Below are 19,019 nucleotides of genomic sequence, written 5' to 3'. Positions count from 1 at the left end.
CTTTTATATATCGCCGTTATCCAATTTTTCCGACAAAAAAACAAACGCGAATGGTTTTGCATCAGCGGCGCGCTGCTTACTTTTCTGGTTTTCTCAGCCTCCAAATTCCAGTTGCCGCATTATATTACCATTGTTTTTCCGTTTTTCGCGATCTTAACGGCGCACTATTTAATCAACATAAAAACCACTCAAAGCTGGCGCGCCATCCGAATTACACAAACCGTAGTTTTGGTTTTGCTGGTTTTGATCATCCTCATCCTGCAATATTTTTATCGGGCAGAAAATATCACGTTTTTCACCGTTTTACCTTTAATTCTTTCCGTAGCGCTGTTCATTTTTATATCGGTAAAAGAAGTATTCGACCCAAAATATAAACTGCTTTTTCAATCGGTGTTGGTGTCGGTTTTTATCAATCTTTTTCTCAACCTTAACTTTTATCCTTCGCTTTTAAAATATCAATCCGGCAGTGAAGCTGCATTTTATATTGATAAAAACAGTATGCCGAAATTTCCCGTAGCGCAGTTGCAGGAAGAAGAATATTCGCACGCTTTGGAATTTTATTTGCACCAGCCGCTTTTTTTGGTGAACGAAGACGGCAAAGGAAATGTGCCGAAAAAGCCATATTTGTTGTGCGCTTCTGCAAATGCTATCAAAACATTAACGGCAAAAGGCTGGAAAATTAAACCAATAAAAAGCTTTGACGATTATTTGGTAACGCGTTTAAAAGGAAAGTTTTTGAATAGGAAAACGCGGAAAAATGAGTTGGAGCAAAAAGATTTGGTTTTGGTGGAGCAAGACATGGTGAAGCCGTAATTAAACACCAATTTTAGGCCGGTAAAAGAAGTATATTTTATTTCCTAACAAGAAACCCGGATCAAACCAAACAAGATGAAATCGAAATTTAAAATTGTATTTTTTTGCCTGGTTTCTTTTGCTTTTATCAGTTGCGATTAGGTAACCAAAAGATTGGCTAAAACACATTTATCCGACCAACAACCAGCTTCCTATTTTCATGATACCTTTCGTTTAGAATATGCAGAAAACACGGGCGCAGCATTAAGCCTGGGCGCAGGTTTGCCACAGCCTTATAATTTTTTGTTGCTGAGTTTTGCGCCATTGCTGCTTTTACTGGCTTTGTTTTTTTACACGATAAGCCACATCAAAGAATTTAACCTCATACGGGTTTTAGCCTTTGCATTAGTTTTTGCCGGCGGAATTGGGAATATTATTGACCGTATTTTTCACGATCGGCATGTAACTGATTTTATGAACCTGGGCATTCAAAACCTCCGGACCGGAATTTTTAATGTGGCTGATATTTGTGTTACGGCTGGTGTTATTGGTGTTTTTGTTTCGTATAAAATGCAAAAAGTCTTGCCTAATCACCCATAGTTTTCTGCAACTCCTACCACTTCTCCGATAATAATTAAAGCCGGATACGTCAATTTATGCACTTCCGCCATTTCCACCAAATCTTTTACCAAACCTTTTACAGCTTTTTGATAAGGCAAAGAAGCATGTTGGATGATGGCTGCCGGAACAGTTCCTTTTCCTGCTTCTACATAAGTTGCCGCAATTTCTTGTAGCTTTTTCATGCCCATGTAAACTACAACCGTTGCGTTGCTTTGCATGGCCAAACGCAGATCATCAGAAAGCGAGCCGTCTTTTTTTGTTCCCGTAATCGCCCAAACACTTTCGCTTAGATTGCGGTGCGTAAGCGGAATATCTTCAAAACCGGAAGCCTGCATACTGGTAATTCCGGGGATAAAATAAGTTTTGATGCCGTTGCTCCTGGCAAATAAAATCTCTTCAAAACCACGCCCGAAAATAAAAGGGTCGCCGCCTTTTAAACGGATCACTTGTCCTTTTAAAAAAGCATAATGCTTAATCAGTTCTAGGATTTTTTCCTGCGGTGTGTACTCGCCGTAAGGCTGCTTGCCAACATAAACCATTTCGCAGTTTTCGGGGGCCAAATCGAGCAATTGCTTGTTGGCCAAATTATCGTACAAAATAACTTTGGCCTGCTGCAACAGCTTGTACGCTTTCACGGTGATCAATTCAGGATCGCCGGGACCAGCGCCAACTACATACAGTTCCGGTTGTTTTGTTTCTTCGGCCATGCTTCTTTTACCGGCATATTTTATGCGAACATCAATTTATTTACTTTGCATCGCCATATAATCCAGCGTTAAATTGCACATCGTTTTTACGCCCAGGGTAAAACCGCTTTCATCAATATAAAAATCAGGCGTGTGGTGCGAAGGCGCTTTCAACGGGTCGCCGCCTTTTGGCATTCCGCCCAGAAAGAAAAACAGGCCTGGTACTTTTTCTTCATAAAAAGAAAAATCTTCGGCACCGGTAACAGCAGGGCGCAACAATACATTTGCAGGGCCAGCAGTTGCCTGCATGGTTGGCAGCATTTTTTCAGTCAGTTCGGGGTTATTATAAGTAACCGGATAATGAATTGTGTATGGGATTTGCACTTCTGCCGTTGCACCTGCCGCCGCTGCCGTATTTTGAACAATGGTTTTGATCCGTTCGATAAACATTTTTTCATCTGCCGCGCTTAAATTGCGGATCGTTCCCATCATTTCTACTTGTTCTGGAATGATGTTCGACCGGTTCCCGCCATTGATTGCACCAACCGTAACTACGCCGCCGTTTTCGCTTACATTCAAATTCCGGCTGACGATGGTTTGCAATGCCGTAATAATTTGTGCCGAAGTAACAACAGGATCAACAGACGACCATGGATAAGCGCCATGTGCAGAACGTCCTTTTACCGTAATTTTAAAATCGTTTACCGCTGCCATTGCGCCGCCGGGCCGGTAAGCAATTTTTCCAACTTCCGTTTGCGAGTTGATGTGCAGGCCAAAAATAACATCCACTTTTGGGTTTTCCAGCACGCCCTCTTTTACCATCAAAGCGGCACCGCCTTCTTCGCCAACGGGCGCGCCTTCTTCGGCCGGCTGAAAAATAAACTTGACTGTTCCGTGCAGCTCATCTTTCATAGAAGATAGAACTTTGGCCACGCCCATCAAAATAGCTACATGCGAATCGTGCCCGCAAGCTGCCATCACGCCAACTTCCTGTCCGTTGTACATCGTTTTTACTTTGGATGCAAAGGGCAAATTCACCCTTTCCGTAACTGGCAAGCCGTCCATATCGGCGCGCAAAGCAACAACCGGCCCTGGTTTTCCGCCTTTTAAAATACCAACCACGCCGGTTTTGGCCACGCCGGTTTTTACTTCGATGCCCAAAGATTTTAAATAACCGGCCACAATGCCCGAAGTGCGCACTTCACGGTTGCCCAGTTCCGGATGCTCGTGGAAATCGCGCCGCCAGGCAATTACTTGTTTTTCAAGCGCATCTGCTTTTTTGGCCACATCGTTTTTGTAGGAAGTTTGGGCAAAAGCCGGAAAAGTAAAAAGTATGAAAGGCAAAAAGTAAAGTTTTTTCATGCTGCTGTTTGTTGGGAAGAAAGGTAGTTAATTACGAGGATTATCGGCAAAATAAATTTATTTAAGTGCTACTTTTAGCTTTTATAAAATCCAAATCTGTCAAAACACATTTTTTACCTAAAAAAACATGGATAAAAGAAGCATCGTTCTGGTTTATACTTTTCTGCTTGCACTTACATTTCCGGCTGTTTCTGCTTGTTCCGCCCAAGGTAAAGCAGCAATTAATCCGGACACAGTCCAACAATCAAACCTCATTGCAGATGGGGCCAAACTGCAATTAATTTCCAAACAATTTAAGTTTACCGAAGGGCCGGCGGCAGATAAAAAAGGCAATGTGTTTTTTACCGATCAGCCGAACGACAAGATCTGGGAATACGATACCAACGGAAAACTTTCGGTTTTTATGGACAAGACCGGCCGTTCCAACGGTTTGTATTTCGACAAAAAAGGAAACTTGATTGCTTGTGCCGATGAGCAAAACCAGCTTTGGTTGATCTCGCCGCAAAAAAAAATAACGGTTTTGGTGAACGATTTTGAAGGAAAAAAACTAAACGGCCCAAATGACCTTTGGATTGACAACAAAGGCGGGATTTACCTCACCGACCCGTATTATCAGCGCGATTACTGGACGCGGAAAAAGCCGGATTTGGACGGCGAAAAGGTTTATTATCTGCCGAAAGGGAAACATCAACTGGTTATGGTTGCCGATGATTTACAGCAGCCAAACGGCATTATCGGTAAACCGGATGGGAAGTTTTTGTATGTTGCCGATATTAAAGCCAACAAAACTTACCGGTACGAAATTAAAGCTGACGGAAGTTTAACCAACCGACAGCTTTTTGCAGAAAAAGGTTCGGACGGGATGACGATTGACAACCGTGGCAATATTTATCTGTGCGGGAATGGCGTTTTTGTTTTTAATCCCGAAGGAAAGCAGCTATTACACATTGATATTCCGGCTGCTTGGACGGGCAATATTTGTTTCGGCGGCAAAAATAAAGACGAGCTTTTTATAACTGCTTCCGAAGGGATTTATGTGCTGAAAATGAAAGTGAAAGGTTTTGATTAAGGAAAAATCCATACTGTTTTTATGCCGGTAAAAATAGTATCAGGCAAATAATTTTTGCAGATTAATTTGTAAACCGGGCAAAGTATTTAGGTTGATCGTGCCGTTTTGACGCTCTTTTTGTTGGAGTTCAAATTTATTTTTGGTTAAAACATAACCTTCTACACTGTAAAGCCTCGAGTCGATAATCAGGTATTCGTTAACGCCGTAACATTCGTACAAATCTTTTTTATGCTTTAAATCATAATAAGCAGTGGCAGGGGAAAGGATTTCGATAACCATATCTGGTGCGCCAATGATTCGATTGTAATGTAATTCAATTTTTCTTTCGTTAGAAATGTAAATCAAATCGGGCTGAAAAGTATTTTTATCATCCAAAACAACATCAACAGGATAAAATAAGCAAAGGCCGCCTAAACCGTTTTTCTCCAAATGTTGAGAGATCAACATAAAAAGTTTTCCATTAACCAATTGGTGATTAAGCGACAAAGATGGCGGCATCACTTGTTCTCCATCAACCAATTGAAACTGCGGGCCTACTTCCAGCAACTCGTAATCTAATTCGGGGTTTTTCTTTTTCTCTGCAACTGCCATAACCAAATTTATAGATTTTTGGGCGATAAAAGAAGCATTAGAAATTAGCCTTGTACCGCGAACAAATCAATCGTAAATATCAGCACAGTATTTGGTGGTATAGGGTCTCTTCCGGCAGGACCATAAGCTAATGCGGAAGGAATTATCAGCAAAATACGTCCTCCTGTTTTGACAAAAGGTATTCCAATCTGCCATCCCTGAATTAAACCGGCACCTAGCACAGAAGTAAAGTTTGAAGCAGTTTGAAATGAAGTTCCATCTAAATACTTTCCTGTATAAGCAACAGTTATGGTTGATTTTGTAGTTGGGTTAACGCCAGTTCCTGCAGTTATAACCTGATAATACAAACCCGAAGCATCTTTGGTAGCGGTAATACTTGGGTTAGCTTTTAAATAAGCCTGAATTTTATCATCGTCAATCTTAGCTTGTACCGCCGGATCAACCGCTGGCATTATAGTTGAATTGTTTTTTTTACAGGCAGAAAAAACAAGGGTAAAAAAAGCAAAGAACAATAGATATTTTTTCATGTAAAATTTTAGGTTGCTAACGGCTAAATGGTTGTTTTTATTTTCAGTTCGTTTAGTTGTTTTTGGTCGATGGTGGAAGGCGAATCAATCATCACATCCCTTCCCGAATTATTTTTTGGGAAAGCGATCACATCGCGGATAGAATCCAGGCCGGCAAAAATGGAACACAAACGGTCGAACCCGAAAGCAATGCCACCGTGCGGCGGCGCGCCAAATTCAAAAGCGTCCATCAAAAAGCCAAACTGTTTTTGCGCTTCTTCCTTCGAAAAACCCAAATGCTTAAACATTAAAGCTTGTAGGTTTTTATCGTGGATACGAATGGAGCCGCCGCCGACTTCAGTTCCGTTAATCACCAAATCATAAGCGTTTGCGCGTACTTCTCCCGGATCGGTTTCCAGCAGCGCAATATCTTCCGGTTTTGGTGAAGTGAACGGATGGTGCATGGCATGGTAACGTTCGGTTTCTTCGTCCCACTCCAGCAATGGAAAATCCAAGACCCAAAGCGGCGAAAACGTATTTTTATCGCGTAAGCCCAAACGGCTGCCCATTTCTAAACGCAACTCGTTTAATTGCTTGCGCACTTTCTCTTTTTTGCCTGCTAAAAGAAGCATCAGATCGCCTGGTTCTGCATTAAAAGTTGCAGCCCAATTTTTCAGATCTTCTTCGTTGTAAAATTTATCTACCGAAGATTTTAACGTCCCGTCAGCATTATAACGTAGGTAAATTAAACCGGTAGCACCAATTTGTGGACGTTTAATATAATCTGTCAGCTCATCCAACTGCTTGCGTGTGTAAGCCGCACAATTTTTTGCGTTGATGCCGACAACCAATTCAGCTTGCTCAAAAACCGGGAAGTTTTTGCCTTTTACCAAATCTGTCAGTTCTACAAATTGCATCCCAAAACGCGTATCCGGTTTATCAGAACCGTACAAACGCATCGCATCAGCATAAGTCATACGTGGCACTTCAACCAAATCAATCCCTTTTACATTTTTGAATAGCGTACGGATCAATCCTTCAAAAACATTTAGAATATCTTCCTGGGTGATGAAAGCCATTTCGCAATCAATCTGTGTAAATTCCGGCTGACGGTCGGCACGCAGATCTTCATCGCGGAAACACTTCACGATTTGGAAATAACGGTCGAACCCAGAAACCATCAGCAATTGCTTAAACGTTTGCGGTGATTGTGGTAAAGCGTAAAACTCACCTTGATTCATGCGGCTTGGCACCACAAAATCACGTGCGCCTTCGGGTGTGGATTTAATCAGGACGGGCGTTTCAACTTCAATAAAGTTTAATCCGTCTAAATATTTACGCACTTCCTGCGCCATTTTGTGGCGAAGAATTAAGTTGTTGCGGATTGGGTTTCTGCGGAGATCGAGGTAACGGTATTTTGCACGCAACTCTTCGCCACCGTCAGTTTCATCCTCAATTAAAAAAGGCGGGATTTTGGATTGATTTAAAACTTCCAGCTCCGTAACGGCAATTTCAATTTCGCCGGTTGGTATTTTCAAGTTTTTGTTAGAGCGTTCGATAACCTTTCCGGAAACTTGGATTACAAACTCGCGGCCTAAAGTTCGGGCCAGTTCGCGTACGGCTGTAGCTGTTTCTTCATTAAAAACCAATTGCGTCAAACCATAACGGTCGCGGATGTCAATAAAAGTGGTTCCGCCTAAATCGCGCGATTTTTGCACCCACCCGCATAGGGTTACTTCTTTTCCTAAATCGTTCAGTGTCAATTCGCCGCAAGTATTTGTTCTGAGCATGTTATGCTTTTTGTTGAGTTTGCAAAAGTAGGGTTTTTGGTGGAAGGCGGAAAGGTGAAGGGTAGAAAGGTTGGGGTGGCGGTGATTTTTTGATGGTAAAAGAAGTATGGCTATTTTTGATAATAGAATTAAGCATTCGAAGTTCAAAGCGGCTTTTTTTATTGTTTTAACGTTATTTGGCGCACCGAGGAGCGAAGACGGAAACCCGTTCAGGCTACTTTGCTGCTTTTCTCCCGGTTAAAGTGGGCATAGGCACTAATGGGTAACACCAGCCCCAATGCCATCATGACCACGGTAAGCAGTGCAGTTGTGCTATCTGAAATAACCACACCGATAAGTGCGGTCGATGTATTTTGAGCCTTGTGCAAAATTTCGACCAGGCCACCACTCATCCTAAACAAAAAGACACCCGGCACCATTGACACAACCGATGCGAACCCGACCCCGGCAAACGGCAAATGCCGCCGCCGGGCAATAGGTACAAGCACTATGCCGACCATTAGACAAGCCAGCCCTGCGCCCGTGAAGTTGCTTAGGCCAAAGCCATATATTGCCTCCCAACGGATAGCATGTGCAAGCATCCCTGTCAGCACCGGGTACCAAATCAGCCGAAGCGGCATGGAGAAGAAAACCCCATAGCTCCCGGCGGCTATACCGGCACATATCACATCGATCCAAAACGGTACTTCTTGGTTTGGCACTAATGCAGGCAGCGTTGTTCCTCCAAAGGTTAGGCCGATTATCACACCGGTGCACATGACCAAAACGGTGAACAAGCCGTATGCTACACGCGCAAAACCAAGCGGAAACCGTAATGCAGCGATATCGATCATGCCGTTAAGAATTGTTGGGCCTGGCACCAGCACAAACAGAGGCCCCAGTGCTACCAGGCGCATTGCCGAACTGATGTGCCAGCTAAACCCTATCGCCCCCACGAGCCCTGCAAGCAGGGTAGCAGCAAACATTTGCAAAAATGTATTGGCGTTTAATACATTCGCCAAACCCCGGCGCAACAATCCGCTTAACCCTGCGCAAATCATGATAAGACCAATAGGTTCTACGTGTGTTGCGCCGTTAATAATCGAAAGCGCGCCTGCACCAATCGTGCAGGCAAAGACGAACAGCCACAAGTTTGATACAGGTAAGCACCCGGCATCTGCGAGTGCTGCTTTCATCCCGGCTTTGTCGATTTGTCCTGCGCAAAATGCTTCAACAATGTGCAAAGTGGCTACTACCCGACTCATATTGATGTTCTCCGGAACGGCAGCCACCACCCGCACTTGTTCACCCTTTACCTGCAAAAACAACTCGCCCCAAGATGGCTGCAATAATGTTTCAAGCCCCATTTTTTGGTTAAGTTGCTCAATTGCTGTAATGCCGCCGTTGGTTTCCTCTCCATTCTTATGCAGCTCGGCAGCAACGGCCAGCAGCAAGTCGTAATCGTCCTGAGGGGAAGGCACCGAAAGCGGCGCATTTGGCAGAGACGAAGGTGTGGAAGAACTCATGATCCAATTTTAATAGTTTATTTAAAAAATGCTTTAAACTGGGCCAGCACAGCTTCTGGCTGCTCCTCGGGCAGGAGGTGGCCACAATCCAGTGCCTGACCTGAAACTGAGTTCGCTTTAGGCCGCCAGCTATCCAGTATGTTCCAGAGGTGGCCAACTACTCCCTTAGAGCCCCAAAGAGCCAGCAGCGGGGCAGTGATATAGTGCCCTGCTTCGTCGTCCGCCCGGTCCACGTTGAGATCAATAGAGGCGGCAGCGCGGTAGTCTTCGCAAACAGCGTGAATTGTTCCCTGGCAGCAGTAGCAGCGCAGGTATTCCTGCATCGCCTCCGGTGTAACCGCTCCCGGTGTTTTCCCTTGCACCGCAAGGTGGTACTTTAGGTAATACGTTGGGTCGAATCCAATCAGAGTCTCGGGCATTGGATAGGGCTGGATCTGCAAAAACCACCACATGTACCGCGTTGCAAACAGTTTGTCTGTGTCGTTGTACATAGTCAGCGTTGGTGCTATATCCAGCATACTAACCTTGATTACGGCATTCGGATGATCCAGGCACAAACGATGGGCAACGCGCGCGCCGCGATCATGTCCGGCCAGGTAGAACTTATCAAACCCGAAGTGCTGCATCACCTCAACCTGGTCTTGCGCCATGCTGCGTGCAGAGTAGTTGATATGGTTGGGGCCGCCTTCCGGCTTACTCGAATCTCCGTAGCCCCGTAAATCTGGCAGCACTACGGTGTACTGTTTTGCCAGCTCCCCCGCGATTTTGTGCCAGGTAATGTGGGTTTCGGGGTGTCCGTGCAGCAACAGCAGTGCAGGCCCGGAACCTCCTTTAAGAACGTGAATGGTGGCCCCTGAAGTTGCCACGTCATACACTTCAAAGCCGGGAAAAAAGAACTGGTCAATACCTGTTGGCACGGGCAGCGGGAGTTTGGGCAGCGTTGAAACAGGGGGAATAGGCTGGGCGTATGATAGGTTTGTAGGACCTGCCGGTTCAATGGAAGCTGTGTTTTCCTGGGACTGGCTCATGTTTAATGTTAATTAAAGGGTGCGTATATGGATCATAAGAATAAAAACTTAATGCTTGTTTTTATTAGTTTAAAATCAATTTCTAATAAAAAATGATTTGGAAAAGAGGGCGAAAGGTGAAAGGCCGAAGGGCAAAAGCAATACTGATTTTATACCGGTAAAAGAAGTATGGCTGTTTTAATATTGTGGGATTGAAGAACTCTGGCTCAAAAGGGTTTGAACACGAAACGATGCGGATTTTTAGGTGGTAGAAGAAGTATGAATGATTTTATAATAGAAAATTTTACAAGTGAAATTTTAAAATTTTGGAACTACCGTAACATAACTATAAGTTCCTGGAGAAGCATATAATTCGCTACCCGGTATAACTAAATAGTCAAAAGCAACAGCACTTAAATTTCCTACCCGAAGCACATCTTCAACATTTTTATATTCATATCCTACAGGCGAGAAAATGAAAAATTCAATCACTTTTCCTGTATCTGGATAGTATCTGATGGATAACCTCCATCCGTCTTTTTCGTATTCACAATAACTTTTTTCGTTATCGGTTGGTTTAGGATAGAAATCAGGTTTACCAAGAGCTTTAACTACTTCATCAATATTACTTCTAACAAGAGGTGGAATATTAAAAAGAACCCTTGTTGGTTTGGATTCAGTATGTGTACATGAAGTACAAATAAGCATTAGAAGAAACAGCTTAAATTTCATAATACTTTGTTACTTGTAATTATCTGAAAAGTTACGCACAGCGGCTTTATCCTGATTGATTCGTCCAAATTCATCTTATTGCTTTATCAATATACAAAATCAGAATTAAGATGATTTGAAGTCGCAAAACGCGACTTCAAGTTGAAACAAACTTTTGAATCAGAAACCTAATACTTCTTTTATCATATAAATTTACTTAATCTGAAATTAGCATTAGCAAATCCAAAACAAAACCTATCTTTGCCCAAATTCTCAAGGGGTGCCTTGCTTGGTCATAGCAGCAAAAACGTTGCTACCAACTGAAAAACAGGCTGAGATCAAACCCAGACCCCCGGCCCCTAAAGGGGAGCCACGCTTAAACCATAAGTGTAGCTCCTCCCTTTAGGGCCGGGGTTCGCACCTGATCCGGGTAATGCCGGCGTAGGGAGAGGTAAAAAGTTAAGTGTACTGCGCGTTCGCCCTGGCGGGCAGATGGTTTAACTACAGCTTATTTTAAACATTTTGAAAAAAAATTTACTATTGGCTTTTACAGCCTTGCTGCTGCCTTTTTTGGCTGCAGCGCAGTTTTCCCTGTCGGGGAAAATTACCGATGCGCAAACCGGCGAAACCTTGCCCGGCGCCAGCATCCGCATCGAAAAAACACCGATAAAAACAGTATCAAATGCGGACGGGAATTACCTTATCCGAAACCTCAAAGCCGGAAGCTACAGCGTGATGATCAGCTACATTGGCTACCAGCAAATGCAGCAAATGGTTGTCATCAACACAAATCAATCCCAAAATTTTGCCCTTAAAAGAAGCACGCTGCAAGCCGATGAAGTTTTTGTACGTTCCACCCGGACAGCGCAAAACTCCGGCTTTACGTATACCAACCTCAGCAAAAAAGAACTGGCCAAAAATAATTTAGGCCAGGATTTGCCTTTTCTGCTCAACCAAACGCCTTCAGCCGTTGTTACTTCGGATGCCGGCGCGGGCGTTGGTTACACCGGAATCCGGATTCGCGGTTCGGATGCCACACGCATCAACGTAACGCTCAACGGCGTTCCGCTAAACGATGCCGAAAGCCAGGGCAGTTATTTTATTGATTTGCCCGATCTGGCTTCTTCGGTGGATAACATTCAAATCCAGCGCGGCGTAGGCACTTCCACCAACGGTGCCGGCGCTTTTGGTGCCAGCATCAACGTACAAACCACCACGCGGCAGGATACAGCTTACGCACAATTGGATAATACCGTTGGCTCTTATGCAACGGTAAAAAATACCGTTAGTTTAGGTTCTGGTTTGCTGGCCAATCATTTTACGTTTGATGGCAGGTTATCGCGCATTAAATCGGATGGTTATATTGATCGTGCTTCGTCGGATCTCAAATCTTACTTCCTTTCCGGCGCTTATTACGGCAAGAATACGCTGGTCCGCTTAAACGTTTTCTCCGGATCAGAAAAAACTTACCAGGCTTGGGACGGCGTGCCGGAAGATAAATTATTAAGCGGCGACCGCACGTACAACAAGTTGGGTTTGATGCCGAACGGTGGTTTCTACAACAATCAAACCGATAATTACGTCCAGAACCATTACCAGTTGTTGTTCAACCAAAAGTTTTCAGAAAAACTTTCTTTTAACGGCGCGCTGCATTACACGCAGGGAAGCGGTTATTACGAAGAATATAAAATTGCTCAGCCTGTTGCAGATTATGGTTTAAGGCCGGTGATGGGAAACGATACCACTGATCTGGTGCGTCGTTTATGGCTCAATAATTATTTCTACGGCGTTACCTACAACCTCAATTATCAAGCACAAAAAAACCTCAATTTTACTTTGGGCGGCGCTTACAACCAGTACCGCGGCCAGCATTACAACCGCATCGAGTGGACGCAGCAAAGCACCAACATTACGCCGGATTATGAGTATTCGCGCAACAATGCTTTTAAAACCGACTTCAACATCTTTGGAAAAGCAAATTACCAGTTGGGTAAGCTGAATTTGTATGCCGATTTGCAGTATCGCTACATTTATTATTCGTTTTTGGGTTACGATTATAATTTGAATAATGTGCAGCAATCGGCCGCGCTTAATTTCTTTAATCCGAAAGTTGGTTTGAGTTTTCAGCTCGATCCAACTAACAATTTGTATGCTTCTTTTGCCATAGGAAACCATGAACCGAACCGTGATGATTATGTAAATTCTACGCCTGCATCCCGGCCAAAAGCCGAAACTTTGTACGATTACGAAGCCGGTTATCGCACGCAGCAAGGCATTTTTACCGGCGGCATCAACGGGTTTTATATGAAGTATAATAACCAGTTGGTGCTGACCGGAAGCCTAAACGATGTGGGCGCGGCCATCCGCAGCAACGTAAAAGACAGCTACCGCGCTGGTGTTGAATTTGACGGACGCATCCAAATTGCCCAACCGCTTTACTGGTCGTTGGCCGCTGCTTTAAGCACCAATAAAGTGAAAAACTTCCAGCAGTATTTGTACAATTACGATACTAATCAAACTGTATTAGCGCAGCAATACCAAAAAACGGATATTGCTTTTTCGCCGGATTTTGTGGGTTCGAGCGAGTTGGGCTACCGGCCGATAAAAGGCGGAGAAATTGCGCTGATCAGTAAATATGTAAGCAAGCAATATCTGGACAACACTTCCAACGATGAGCGGAAACTGGATGCTTTTTTTGTGAACAATATCCGTTTGCGTTACAACTTCAGCACCAAAGCAGTTAAAAATATTGGCGTATCGTTGCTTATTAATAATATTTTGAGCGAGAAATACGAACCCAACGGCGCTACGTATCCGGATATTGAAGGCGGAAAAGTAACCAACTACAATTATTATTATCCGCAGGCGCCACGCAACTTTCTGCTGGGATTGAGTTTAAGATTTTAGGCCGATAAAAGAAGCATCTCGAAAATGAACCATTGGCTGCAACTTTTGCTCGAACAAATCCGCGAAACCGGCTGGCTGCAATGGGTGGCCGTGTTTTTTGGCGTAGCCGAAGTTTTGTTGGCCAAGCGCAACAATGTTTTGCTGTATCCGGCAGGATTGATTGGCACTGGGCTTTCTATCTTTTTATTACTCGAAGCACAACTGTATGCCGAAACGCTGCTTAATGTTTATTATGTGGTAATGAGCATTTATGGCTGGTATTTTTGGATGCGAAAACGAAATGAACCGCCCGTGCCCATTACTTATACCACTAAAAAGGAATGGATAATTACAGCCTTCATTACCTTTGGCGGCTGGCTGGTTTTATACTTGATTCTTAAAAACTACACACCTTCTAATGTTCCGGTTTGGGATGCTTTTGTTTCCTCTACCGCTTGGGCCGGAACGTGGTTGCTGACCCGAAGAAAGATCGAAAACTGGCTCGTCCTCAACTTATCTAACCTGTTTGCCGTGCCGCTGCTGTTTTATAAAAACCTGCCGATGTTTGCGCTGCTAACGCTTTTTCTGTTTGTAGTAGCTATTTTTGGTTATTTTGATTGGAGGAAGATTTACAGGAACGCACCTCAAACCTCATACCCCGCACCTAATCTTTAACATGCAAACCGCTCATCCTTCCGCTTTACTTCAACCCAAATGGATAGAAATTATCCGTTCGGAAGCAGCCGAAGCAGAACGGATCGGATTACTTCAACCCAAACAATTGGAATTGATTTACCAGCAGCAATGGTTTAAATTGTTGGTGCCGAAAGCGTATTTGGGTGAAGAAAAACCGCTGCCGGAAATGGTGCGGCTGGAAGAAAGCCTGGCCTGGGCTGATGGCAGTTTTGGCTGGGTAATTACACTATGCAGCGGTGCCGGCTGGTTTGGCGGATTTATGCCGGTAAAAACAGCATCCGAAGTTTTTGCCCGAAAAGAAGTTTGCCTGGCCGGAAGCGGCGCTTCCAACGGAACGGCGACGAAAACGGAAGGTGGTTTTATCATCAACGGCACTTGGAAATATGCCAGCGGCGCGCAACACGCCACGCACTTCACCGAAAATTGTGTGGTAAAAGAAGCACAGGAAACGGTTTTGAATGAAGAAGGACAGCCGCAAATTTTGTCTTTTGTTTTAGATGCGAAAGACGTAAAACTGATTACCGCCTGGAAATATATGGGCATGATGGGCACCGGCAGCGATGCGTTTGAAGTGAAAGATGTATTCGTTCCGACGGAAAACAGCTTTAAAATTGATCCTGATTTTGTAGTAGTTGACCGTCCTTTGTACCGTTATCCATTTTTACAACTGGCAGAAGCTACGTTGGCGGCAAATTTATCAGGCATGGCCATCCGTTTTTTGGATTTGGCAGAAGTAATCATCAAAGAAAAAATAAGCAGCGCAAACAAACTTTCGCCCCAACAAAAAGCCGTTTTAAAAACTACCTTTATCAAACAAGAAGCCGAATTGCAAAACAGCCGACGACGGTTTTACCAAGCCGTAGATCAATCCTGGAAACTTTTTTTGGCCGATGAAAAAAGCCTCATAAAAGAAGCATTGCAACAAGTAAGCCGCACGAGCCGGCAACTGGCTGCCAATTGTCGGAAAACGGTGGACGAATTGTATCCTTTTTGCGGTTTGGTGGCCGCCAGTCCGGATGCGGAAATTAACCGCGTTTGGCGCGATTTTCATACGGCAAGCCAGCATAGTTTGCTCACGTTTTTGGAGTGAACTGATAAAAGAATTTAGTTAAATTTGATTTATGACTTCAACAGAAATAAAAACAGAGATACAAAAAGTGCTTGATAATGTACCGGAAGATGCATTACAAGATATTCTTCATTTCTTGAAAAACCTCGGGCCAGCTTCTACTAATCAATTAACACTTACACATCATCTGCAACAAATTCTTAAAGAAGATCAGGAGCTACTGAAAAAACTTGCGCAATGATTGACCTAAAAACAGTCGAAAAAATTCATCATGTTTTTTAAAAACATTGAAATTTATTCAAAAATGAGTAAAATTAGTTCATAGAACTGCGCTTATTTATCAACCAAATTCTAAGTTGCAGGCTTTCGGTCTTTCCGACTTCCGGTCTTTGCTGACTTTCTAACTCCTTAAAAAATGTCTTCCCACCACATCGTTCGCGAAAAACAAGAACCCGCCCTCCTTATTTTGGATTTAACTGGTTTTGACGAAGAACATTTAGGGCAATTGCTGGAATGGAGCCCAACGGTTTTGGTGAACGACGATTCCGCAGAAAAACTGCAAAGCTTGGGGATTAAGTTTGATGTGCTGCTGACTGAAAATGAACCGGAATTTTTACAAGATAATTTAAGGTTTGTTCCAATTGGAATAAACGCTTTGCAAGCTGGTTTGCAGTTTTTGATTGAAGATCAATATCCGGCAGTCAATATTATTGCTGATAAAAGAAGCATTTCTGAATTTCTGATTTTTACCAGTCAAATTACATTGGTTATTTTCAGCAATAACCAAAAAATTTATCCGGTAAGCAGCGGTTTTAGCAAGTGGAAAGCGGCGGGAGAAATGATTGAAATCCTACAAATTCCGTCAGATTTTGTACAAAGCGGATTGGAGCCGATCAGCTCAAACCAATTTAAAACCAAAACTGATGGTTTTTTTACGCTGCAATTTGCACAGCCGTTTTTATTTATTGCTGAGGAAATTTAAAAAGCAGCCGAATCGTCAAGACAAGAAAGCAAATCCGGATATTGAAATCGGTAATTTAAATCCTGAACAATTTTTTCAGCATTGATAATCTTCCATACTGTTTTTTCTGCCACAAATTCCGGCGCGCCAAAACCTGATCTTAAAATTGCTTTCCCGTAAAATTCCTGTTTTGTTGGATGCGAAGGTGCAACGGCATTGTAAACGCCGAAGAATTTTTGCTGATCTAAAACGGCTTCAATCAAACTCAAACAATCGTTTAAATGGATTAAGTTTACCGGAACCAAACCGTTTGGAATACTGTTTTTATCCCTAAAAAACCTGCCCGGATTTCGATCCGGCCCAAACAGCCCGCCAAAACGGATGACCGTGGTTTGCAAATTTTTTGCCGATAAAAACAGCATTTCGGCCTGTAGCAATTCGGATGGGTTGTCCGGCTCGTCTGCTTCGGTAACTTCACGGCAAACATCACCATAAACCGAAGTGGAACTGACAAAAATTACTTTTTTAATGGACGAAGTTTGGATAGCCGCCAGCAAAGTTTTCATCTTGTCCAGATAACCGCTTTGCGCCAACTTGCGCGATGGCGGAACGTTGATAAAAAGCACATCAGCATCAAAAAAAGTGGAATTGGAAAGATCAGAATTTGCATCCAAAGCAAGCAGAAACGGTTTGATGCCCGCTTCCTGCAAAAGTTGCAGTTTTTGGGGTGTGGTGGTAGAGCCATGCACCTGCCAACCTTTTTCCACTAAATTTTTGGCCAACGGAAAACCCAGCCAGCCGCAACCTAAAATACCGATTTTTTTACCTTTACCGCCACCGTTCATCCTTCAAAGATAAATTAAAAACCATTTTGGCATCTCCTTTGTAACTTTACAACCGCATCCAACTTATAAGACGATGCGGAATAACATTGACTTTTAATAAGAAAATCAGGTTGATGAAATACCCAAAACTTTAAAACATGAATTATTTTATGAAAACTTTATCCAGAAAATTAGCCGTAACCAGTGTGGCCATCGCGATGGTTGCAACATTAACCACGGGCTGTTCGTCTTTTACCAAAACCCAAAAAGGCACGGCAATTGGCGCAGGCGCAGGTGGAACTATCGGCGCTTTGATTGGTAAAAGAGCTGGGAACACGGCGATCGGCGCCATTATCGGCGGTGCCATCGGCGGGACTGCAGGCGCTTTTATTGGCCGTAAAATGGACCGGCAAGCGGCTGAAATCAAGCAAACCGTGCCAGGCGCAGATGTGGTTCGGGAAGGTGAAGGTTTGATTGTGAAGTTTGATTCGGGCATTTTATTCGATGTCAATAAAACTGCGCTTAAACCTGCTGCAACTACCAACCTGCAAAACCTGGCTGCTTCTATGGAAAAAAACCCGGACACCAATATTTCTATCATTGGTTATACCGACAATACTGGTTCGGCTACTTATAACCAGGATTTGTCTGTCCGCCGTGCCGAAGCTGTAAAATCCTCCATCGTTGCAAATGGTGTTTCCGGTTCGCGTTTAACCACGCAAGGAAAAGGCGAAACCGACCCGATTGCAGACAATACAACAGATGCCGGACGCGCGCAAAACCGCCGGGTTGAAATTGTAATTGTGGCCAACGATAAAATGAAAGCCGACGCACAATCAGCGCAATAATCAATACCAATTTTTATACGATAAAAGAAGCATCCCTGTATTTCCGGGGATGCTTCTTTATTTACTTTTGATCCATAAATGGATTAAACATTTGCGTTATCTTTACATCGTGATAAAAAAATCAGGCATAATTTTAGTTGTGCTGCTGTACTTGGTTACGGCAACCGGCTTTGCTTTGAACCTGCATTTTTGCGGCAATGTTATTGAATCGGTTAAAATTGACGCGCCAAGCAAAAAGTGTGGCATGGACAGCAAATGCTGTAAAGAAACGCACTTAGAAGTTAAGGTAAAAGATGCACACCAGGCCTCACATACTGTTTTTACCGGTACTTTTTTAGTCTCGCTTGTTCCGGTTTTTAGTTTTGCTTTTTCCCAAGAACCATTAACTATTAACCATCTTTCCAATTTACATTTGGAACGCGGGCCGCCTCCAAACCCAGTTCCTGTTTTTATTCAAAATTGTACTTTTAGGATTTGATCTAATTGTAATCTTAGTAAAATTTAAATGCAGCTTTTGGCTGATGTTTACTGTTTTTTAAATTACAATTTTAGATCAATCTTTCCATGAAAACTTTCAAAATAGTATTGGCCATTCTGGCCATTTCCATTCAAGTTGCAAAAGCACAATTTGTTAAAGCCGATTTACAAGTAAGCGGTTTAACTTGTTCCATGTGTTCTAAAGCAACCGAAAAATCGTTGCGAACTTTAACTTTTATCAGCGATGTAAAACCCGATTTAAACCGCAATTTATTTGTGGTTACTTTTAAAAAAGATGCGCCTGTTAACTTGGATGCGATCAGCAAAAAAGTAACCGATGCCGGTTTTTCTATTAACAAACTGACAGCTTCTTTTAACTTTGATAATTTAAAAATCAACAACAATTATCACTTCAATTATGCTGGCAATGTTTATCATTTTTTAAATGTTAAAGATGAAACTTTGAACGGAATTACGCCGGTTACTGTAATTGATAAAGGTTTTGTTCCGGCTTCTGCTTACAAAAAATATGCGGCACAAACTGCCTATTCCTGCTATAAAAGTGGTACGATGGATGGCCAAAAGGTATATCACGTTACCATTTAAGCCAAAAAGGAA

19 protein-coding genes and 1 pseudogene are annotated in these 19,019 nt (G+C 43.2%); 11 read left to right on the top strand and 9 right to left on the bottom strand.

Annotation, left to right across the window (positions count from 1 at the left end; translation table 11 throughout):
• Together Q0192_RS15430 and lspA are read left to right on the top strand one after the other, a co-directional pair.
• A pseudogene (locus Q0192_RS15430) lies at positions 1-813 on the top strand (glycosyl transferase); the annotation flags it as partial.
• A 153-nt stretch (positions 814-966) separates the two neighbouring features.
• A complete protein-coding gene (gene lspA / locus Q0192_RS15425) occupies positions 967-1,392 on the top strand; it encodes a signal peptidase II (protein ID WP_299290725.1) in 426 nt (141 codons plus the stop codon).
• Here lspA and cobA read toward each other — a convergent pair.
• Together cobA and Q0192_RS15415 are read right to left on the bottom strand one after the other, a co-directional pair.
• Complete coding sequence (gene cobA, locus Q0192_RS15420) at positions 1,383-2,120, bottom strand: uroporphyrinogen-III C-methyltransferase (protein WP_299290723.1); 738 nt, start codon at positions 2,118-2,120, stop codon at positions 1,383-1,385. The genes lspA and cobA overlap by 10 nt on opposite strands.
• A 36-nt stretch (positions 2,121-2,156) precedes the next feature.
• Positions 2,157-3,461 (bottom strand): amidohydrolase, encoded by a 1,305-nt coding sequence (locus Q0192_RS15415; protein WP_299290721.1) that lies wholly within the window; start codon positions 3,459-3,461, stop codon positions 2,157-2,159.
• A gap of 127 nt (positions 3,462-3,588) precedes the next feature.
• Here Q0192_RS15415 and Q0192_RS15410 point away from each other — a divergent pair, with 127 nt between their 5' ends.
• Entirely contained in the window at positions 3,589-4,530 is a 942-nt protein-coding gene (locus Q0192_RS15410) for an SMP-30/gluconolactonase/LRE family protein (protein ID WP_299290719.1), read from the top strand.
• Positions 4,531-4,569: 39 nt separating this feature from the next.
• Here Q0192_RS15410 and Q0192_RS15405 read toward each other — a convergent pair whose 3' ends face one another.
• The 6 genes from Q0192_RS15405 to Q0192_RS15380 form a co-directional block, all read right to left on the bottom strand.
• A complete protein-coding gene (locus Q0192_RS15405) occupies positions 4,570-5,121 on the bottom strand; it encodes a Uma2 family endonuclease (protein ID WP_299290716.1) in 552 nt (183 codons plus the stop codon).
• Positions 5,122-5,165: 44 nt separating this feature from the next.
• On the bottom strand, positions 5,166-5,573 hold the full coding sequence (locus tag Q0192_RS15400) for an FKBP-type peptidyl-prolyl cis-trans isomerase (RefSeq protein WP_299290714.1): 408 nt from the start codon (positions 5,571-5,573) through the stop codon (positions 5,166-5,168).
• Between the two features lie 98 nt (positions 5,574-5,671).
• On the bottom strand, positions 5,672-7,417 hold the full coding sequence (gene aspS / locus Q0192_RS15395; RefSeq protein WP_299290712.1) for an aspartate--tRNA ligase: 1,746 nt from the start codon (positions 7,415-7,417) through the stop codon (positions 5,672-5,674).
• A 209-nt stretch (positions 7,418-7,626) separates the two neighbouring features.
• Complete coding sequence (locus Q0192_RS15390) at positions 7,627-8,922, bottom strand: threonine/serine exporter family protein (RefSeq protein WP_299290710.1); 1,296 nt, start codon at positions 8,920-8,922, stop codon at positions 7,627-7,629.
• Between the two features lie 17 nt (positions 8,923-8,939).
• The gene (locus Q0192_RS15385; RefSeq protein WP_299290708.1) at positions 8,940-9,950 is read right to left on the bottom strand and encodes an alpha/beta hydrolase; all 1,011 of its coding nucleotides are present in this window, start codon (positions 9,948-9,950) and stop codon (positions 8,940-8,942) included.
• 297 nt (positions 9,951-10,247) lie between these two features.
• Complete coding sequence (locus tag Q0192_RS15380; protein WP_299290706.1) at positions 10,248-10,661, bottom strand: hypothetical protein; 414 nt, start codon at positions 10,659-10,661, stop codon at positions 10,248-10,250.
• 501 nt (positions 10,662-11,162) lie between these two features.
• Between Q0192_RS15380 and Q0192_RS15375 the strand changes: the two genes are divergently transcribed.
• The 5 genes from Q0192_RS15375 (at position 11,163) to Q0192_RS15355 (ending at position 16,273) form a co-directional block, all read left to right on the top strand.
• Complete coding sequence (locus Q0192_RS15375; protein ID WP_299290704.1) at positions 11,163-13,547, top strand: TonB-dependent receptor; 2,385 nt, start codon at positions 11,163-11,165, stop codon at positions 13,545-13,547.
• A 24-nt stretch (positions 13,548-13,571) separates the two neighbouring features.
• Entirely contained in the window at positions 13,572-14,201 is a 630-nt protein-coding gene (pnuC, locus tag Q0192_RS15370) for a nicotinamide riboside transporter PnuC (protein WP_299290702.1), read from the top strand.
• 1 nt (position 14,202) lies between these two features.
• Positions 14,203-15,312 carry an acyl-CoA dehydrogenase gene (locus Q0192_RS15365; protein ID WP_299290700.1) on the top strand — a complete coding sequence of 370 codons (1,110 nt, stop codon included), beginning with the start codon at positions 14,203-14,205 and terminating at the stop codon, positions 15,310-15,312.
• A 31-nt stretch (positions 15,313-15,343) separates the two neighbouring features.
• Positions 15,344-15,532, top strand: coding sequence for a hypothetical protein (locus Q0192_RS15360; protein ID WP_299290698.1), 189 nt, complete (start codon positions 15,344-15,346; stop codon positions 15,530-15,532).
• Between the two features lie 174 nt (positions 15,533-15,706).
• The gene (locus tag Q0192_RS15355; RefSeq protein WP_299290696.1) at positions 15,707-16,273 is read left to right on the top strand and encodes a thiamine pyrophosphokinase; all 567 of its coding nucleotides are present in this window, start codon (positions 15,707-15,709) and stop codon (positions 16,271-16,273) included.
• Here the strand turns inward: Q0192_RS15355 and Q0192_RS15350 are convergent.
• Positions 16,270-17,097 (bottom strand): SDR family oxidoreductase, encoded by an 828-nt coding sequence (locus Q0192_RS15350; protein WP_299290694.1) that lies wholly within the window; start codon positions 17,095-17,097, stop codon positions 16,270-16,272. The two genes, Q0192_RS15355 and Q0192_RS15350, sit on opposite strands and share 4 nt — an antisense overlap.
• 149 nt (positions 17,098-17,246) lie before the next feature.
• Here Q0192_RS15350 and Q0192_RS15345 point away from each other — a divergent pair, with 149 nt between their 5' ends.
• The 3 genes from Q0192_RS15345 (at position 17,247) to Q0192_RS15335 (ending at position 19,007) form a co-directional block, all read left to right on the top strand.
• Positions 17,247-17,924: an OmpA family protein gene (locus Q0192_RS15345; protein WP_299290692.1), complete on the top strand. Its 678-nt coding sequence runs from the start codon at positions 17,247-17,249 to the stop codon at positions 17,922-17,924.
• Between the two features lie 49 nt (positions 17,925-17,973).
• Positions 17,974-18,402: a hypothetical protein gene (locus Q0192_RS15340; RefSeq protein ID WP_299290690.1), complete on the top strand. Its 429-nt coding sequence runs from the start codon at positions 17,974-17,976 to the stop codon at positions 18,400-18,402.
• 86 nt (positions 18,403-18,488) lie between these two features.
• A complete protein-coding gene (locus Q0192_RS15335) occupies positions 18,489-19,007 on the top strand; it encodes a heavy-metal-associated domain-containing protein (RefSeq protein ID WP_299290688.1) in 519 nt (172 codons plus the stop codon).
• The last annotated feature ends 12 nt before the right edge of the window (positions 19,008-19,019 follow it).

Source organism: uncultured Mucilaginibacter sp. (genome assembly GCF_937859865.1).
GTDB lineage: Bacteria > Bacteroidota > Bacteroidia > Sphingobacteriales > Sphingobacteriaceae > Mucilaginibacter_A.
The sequence above is the reverse complement of the archived record's forward strand: the minus strand, read 5'-3'. Positions and strand labels throughout refer to the sequence as shown.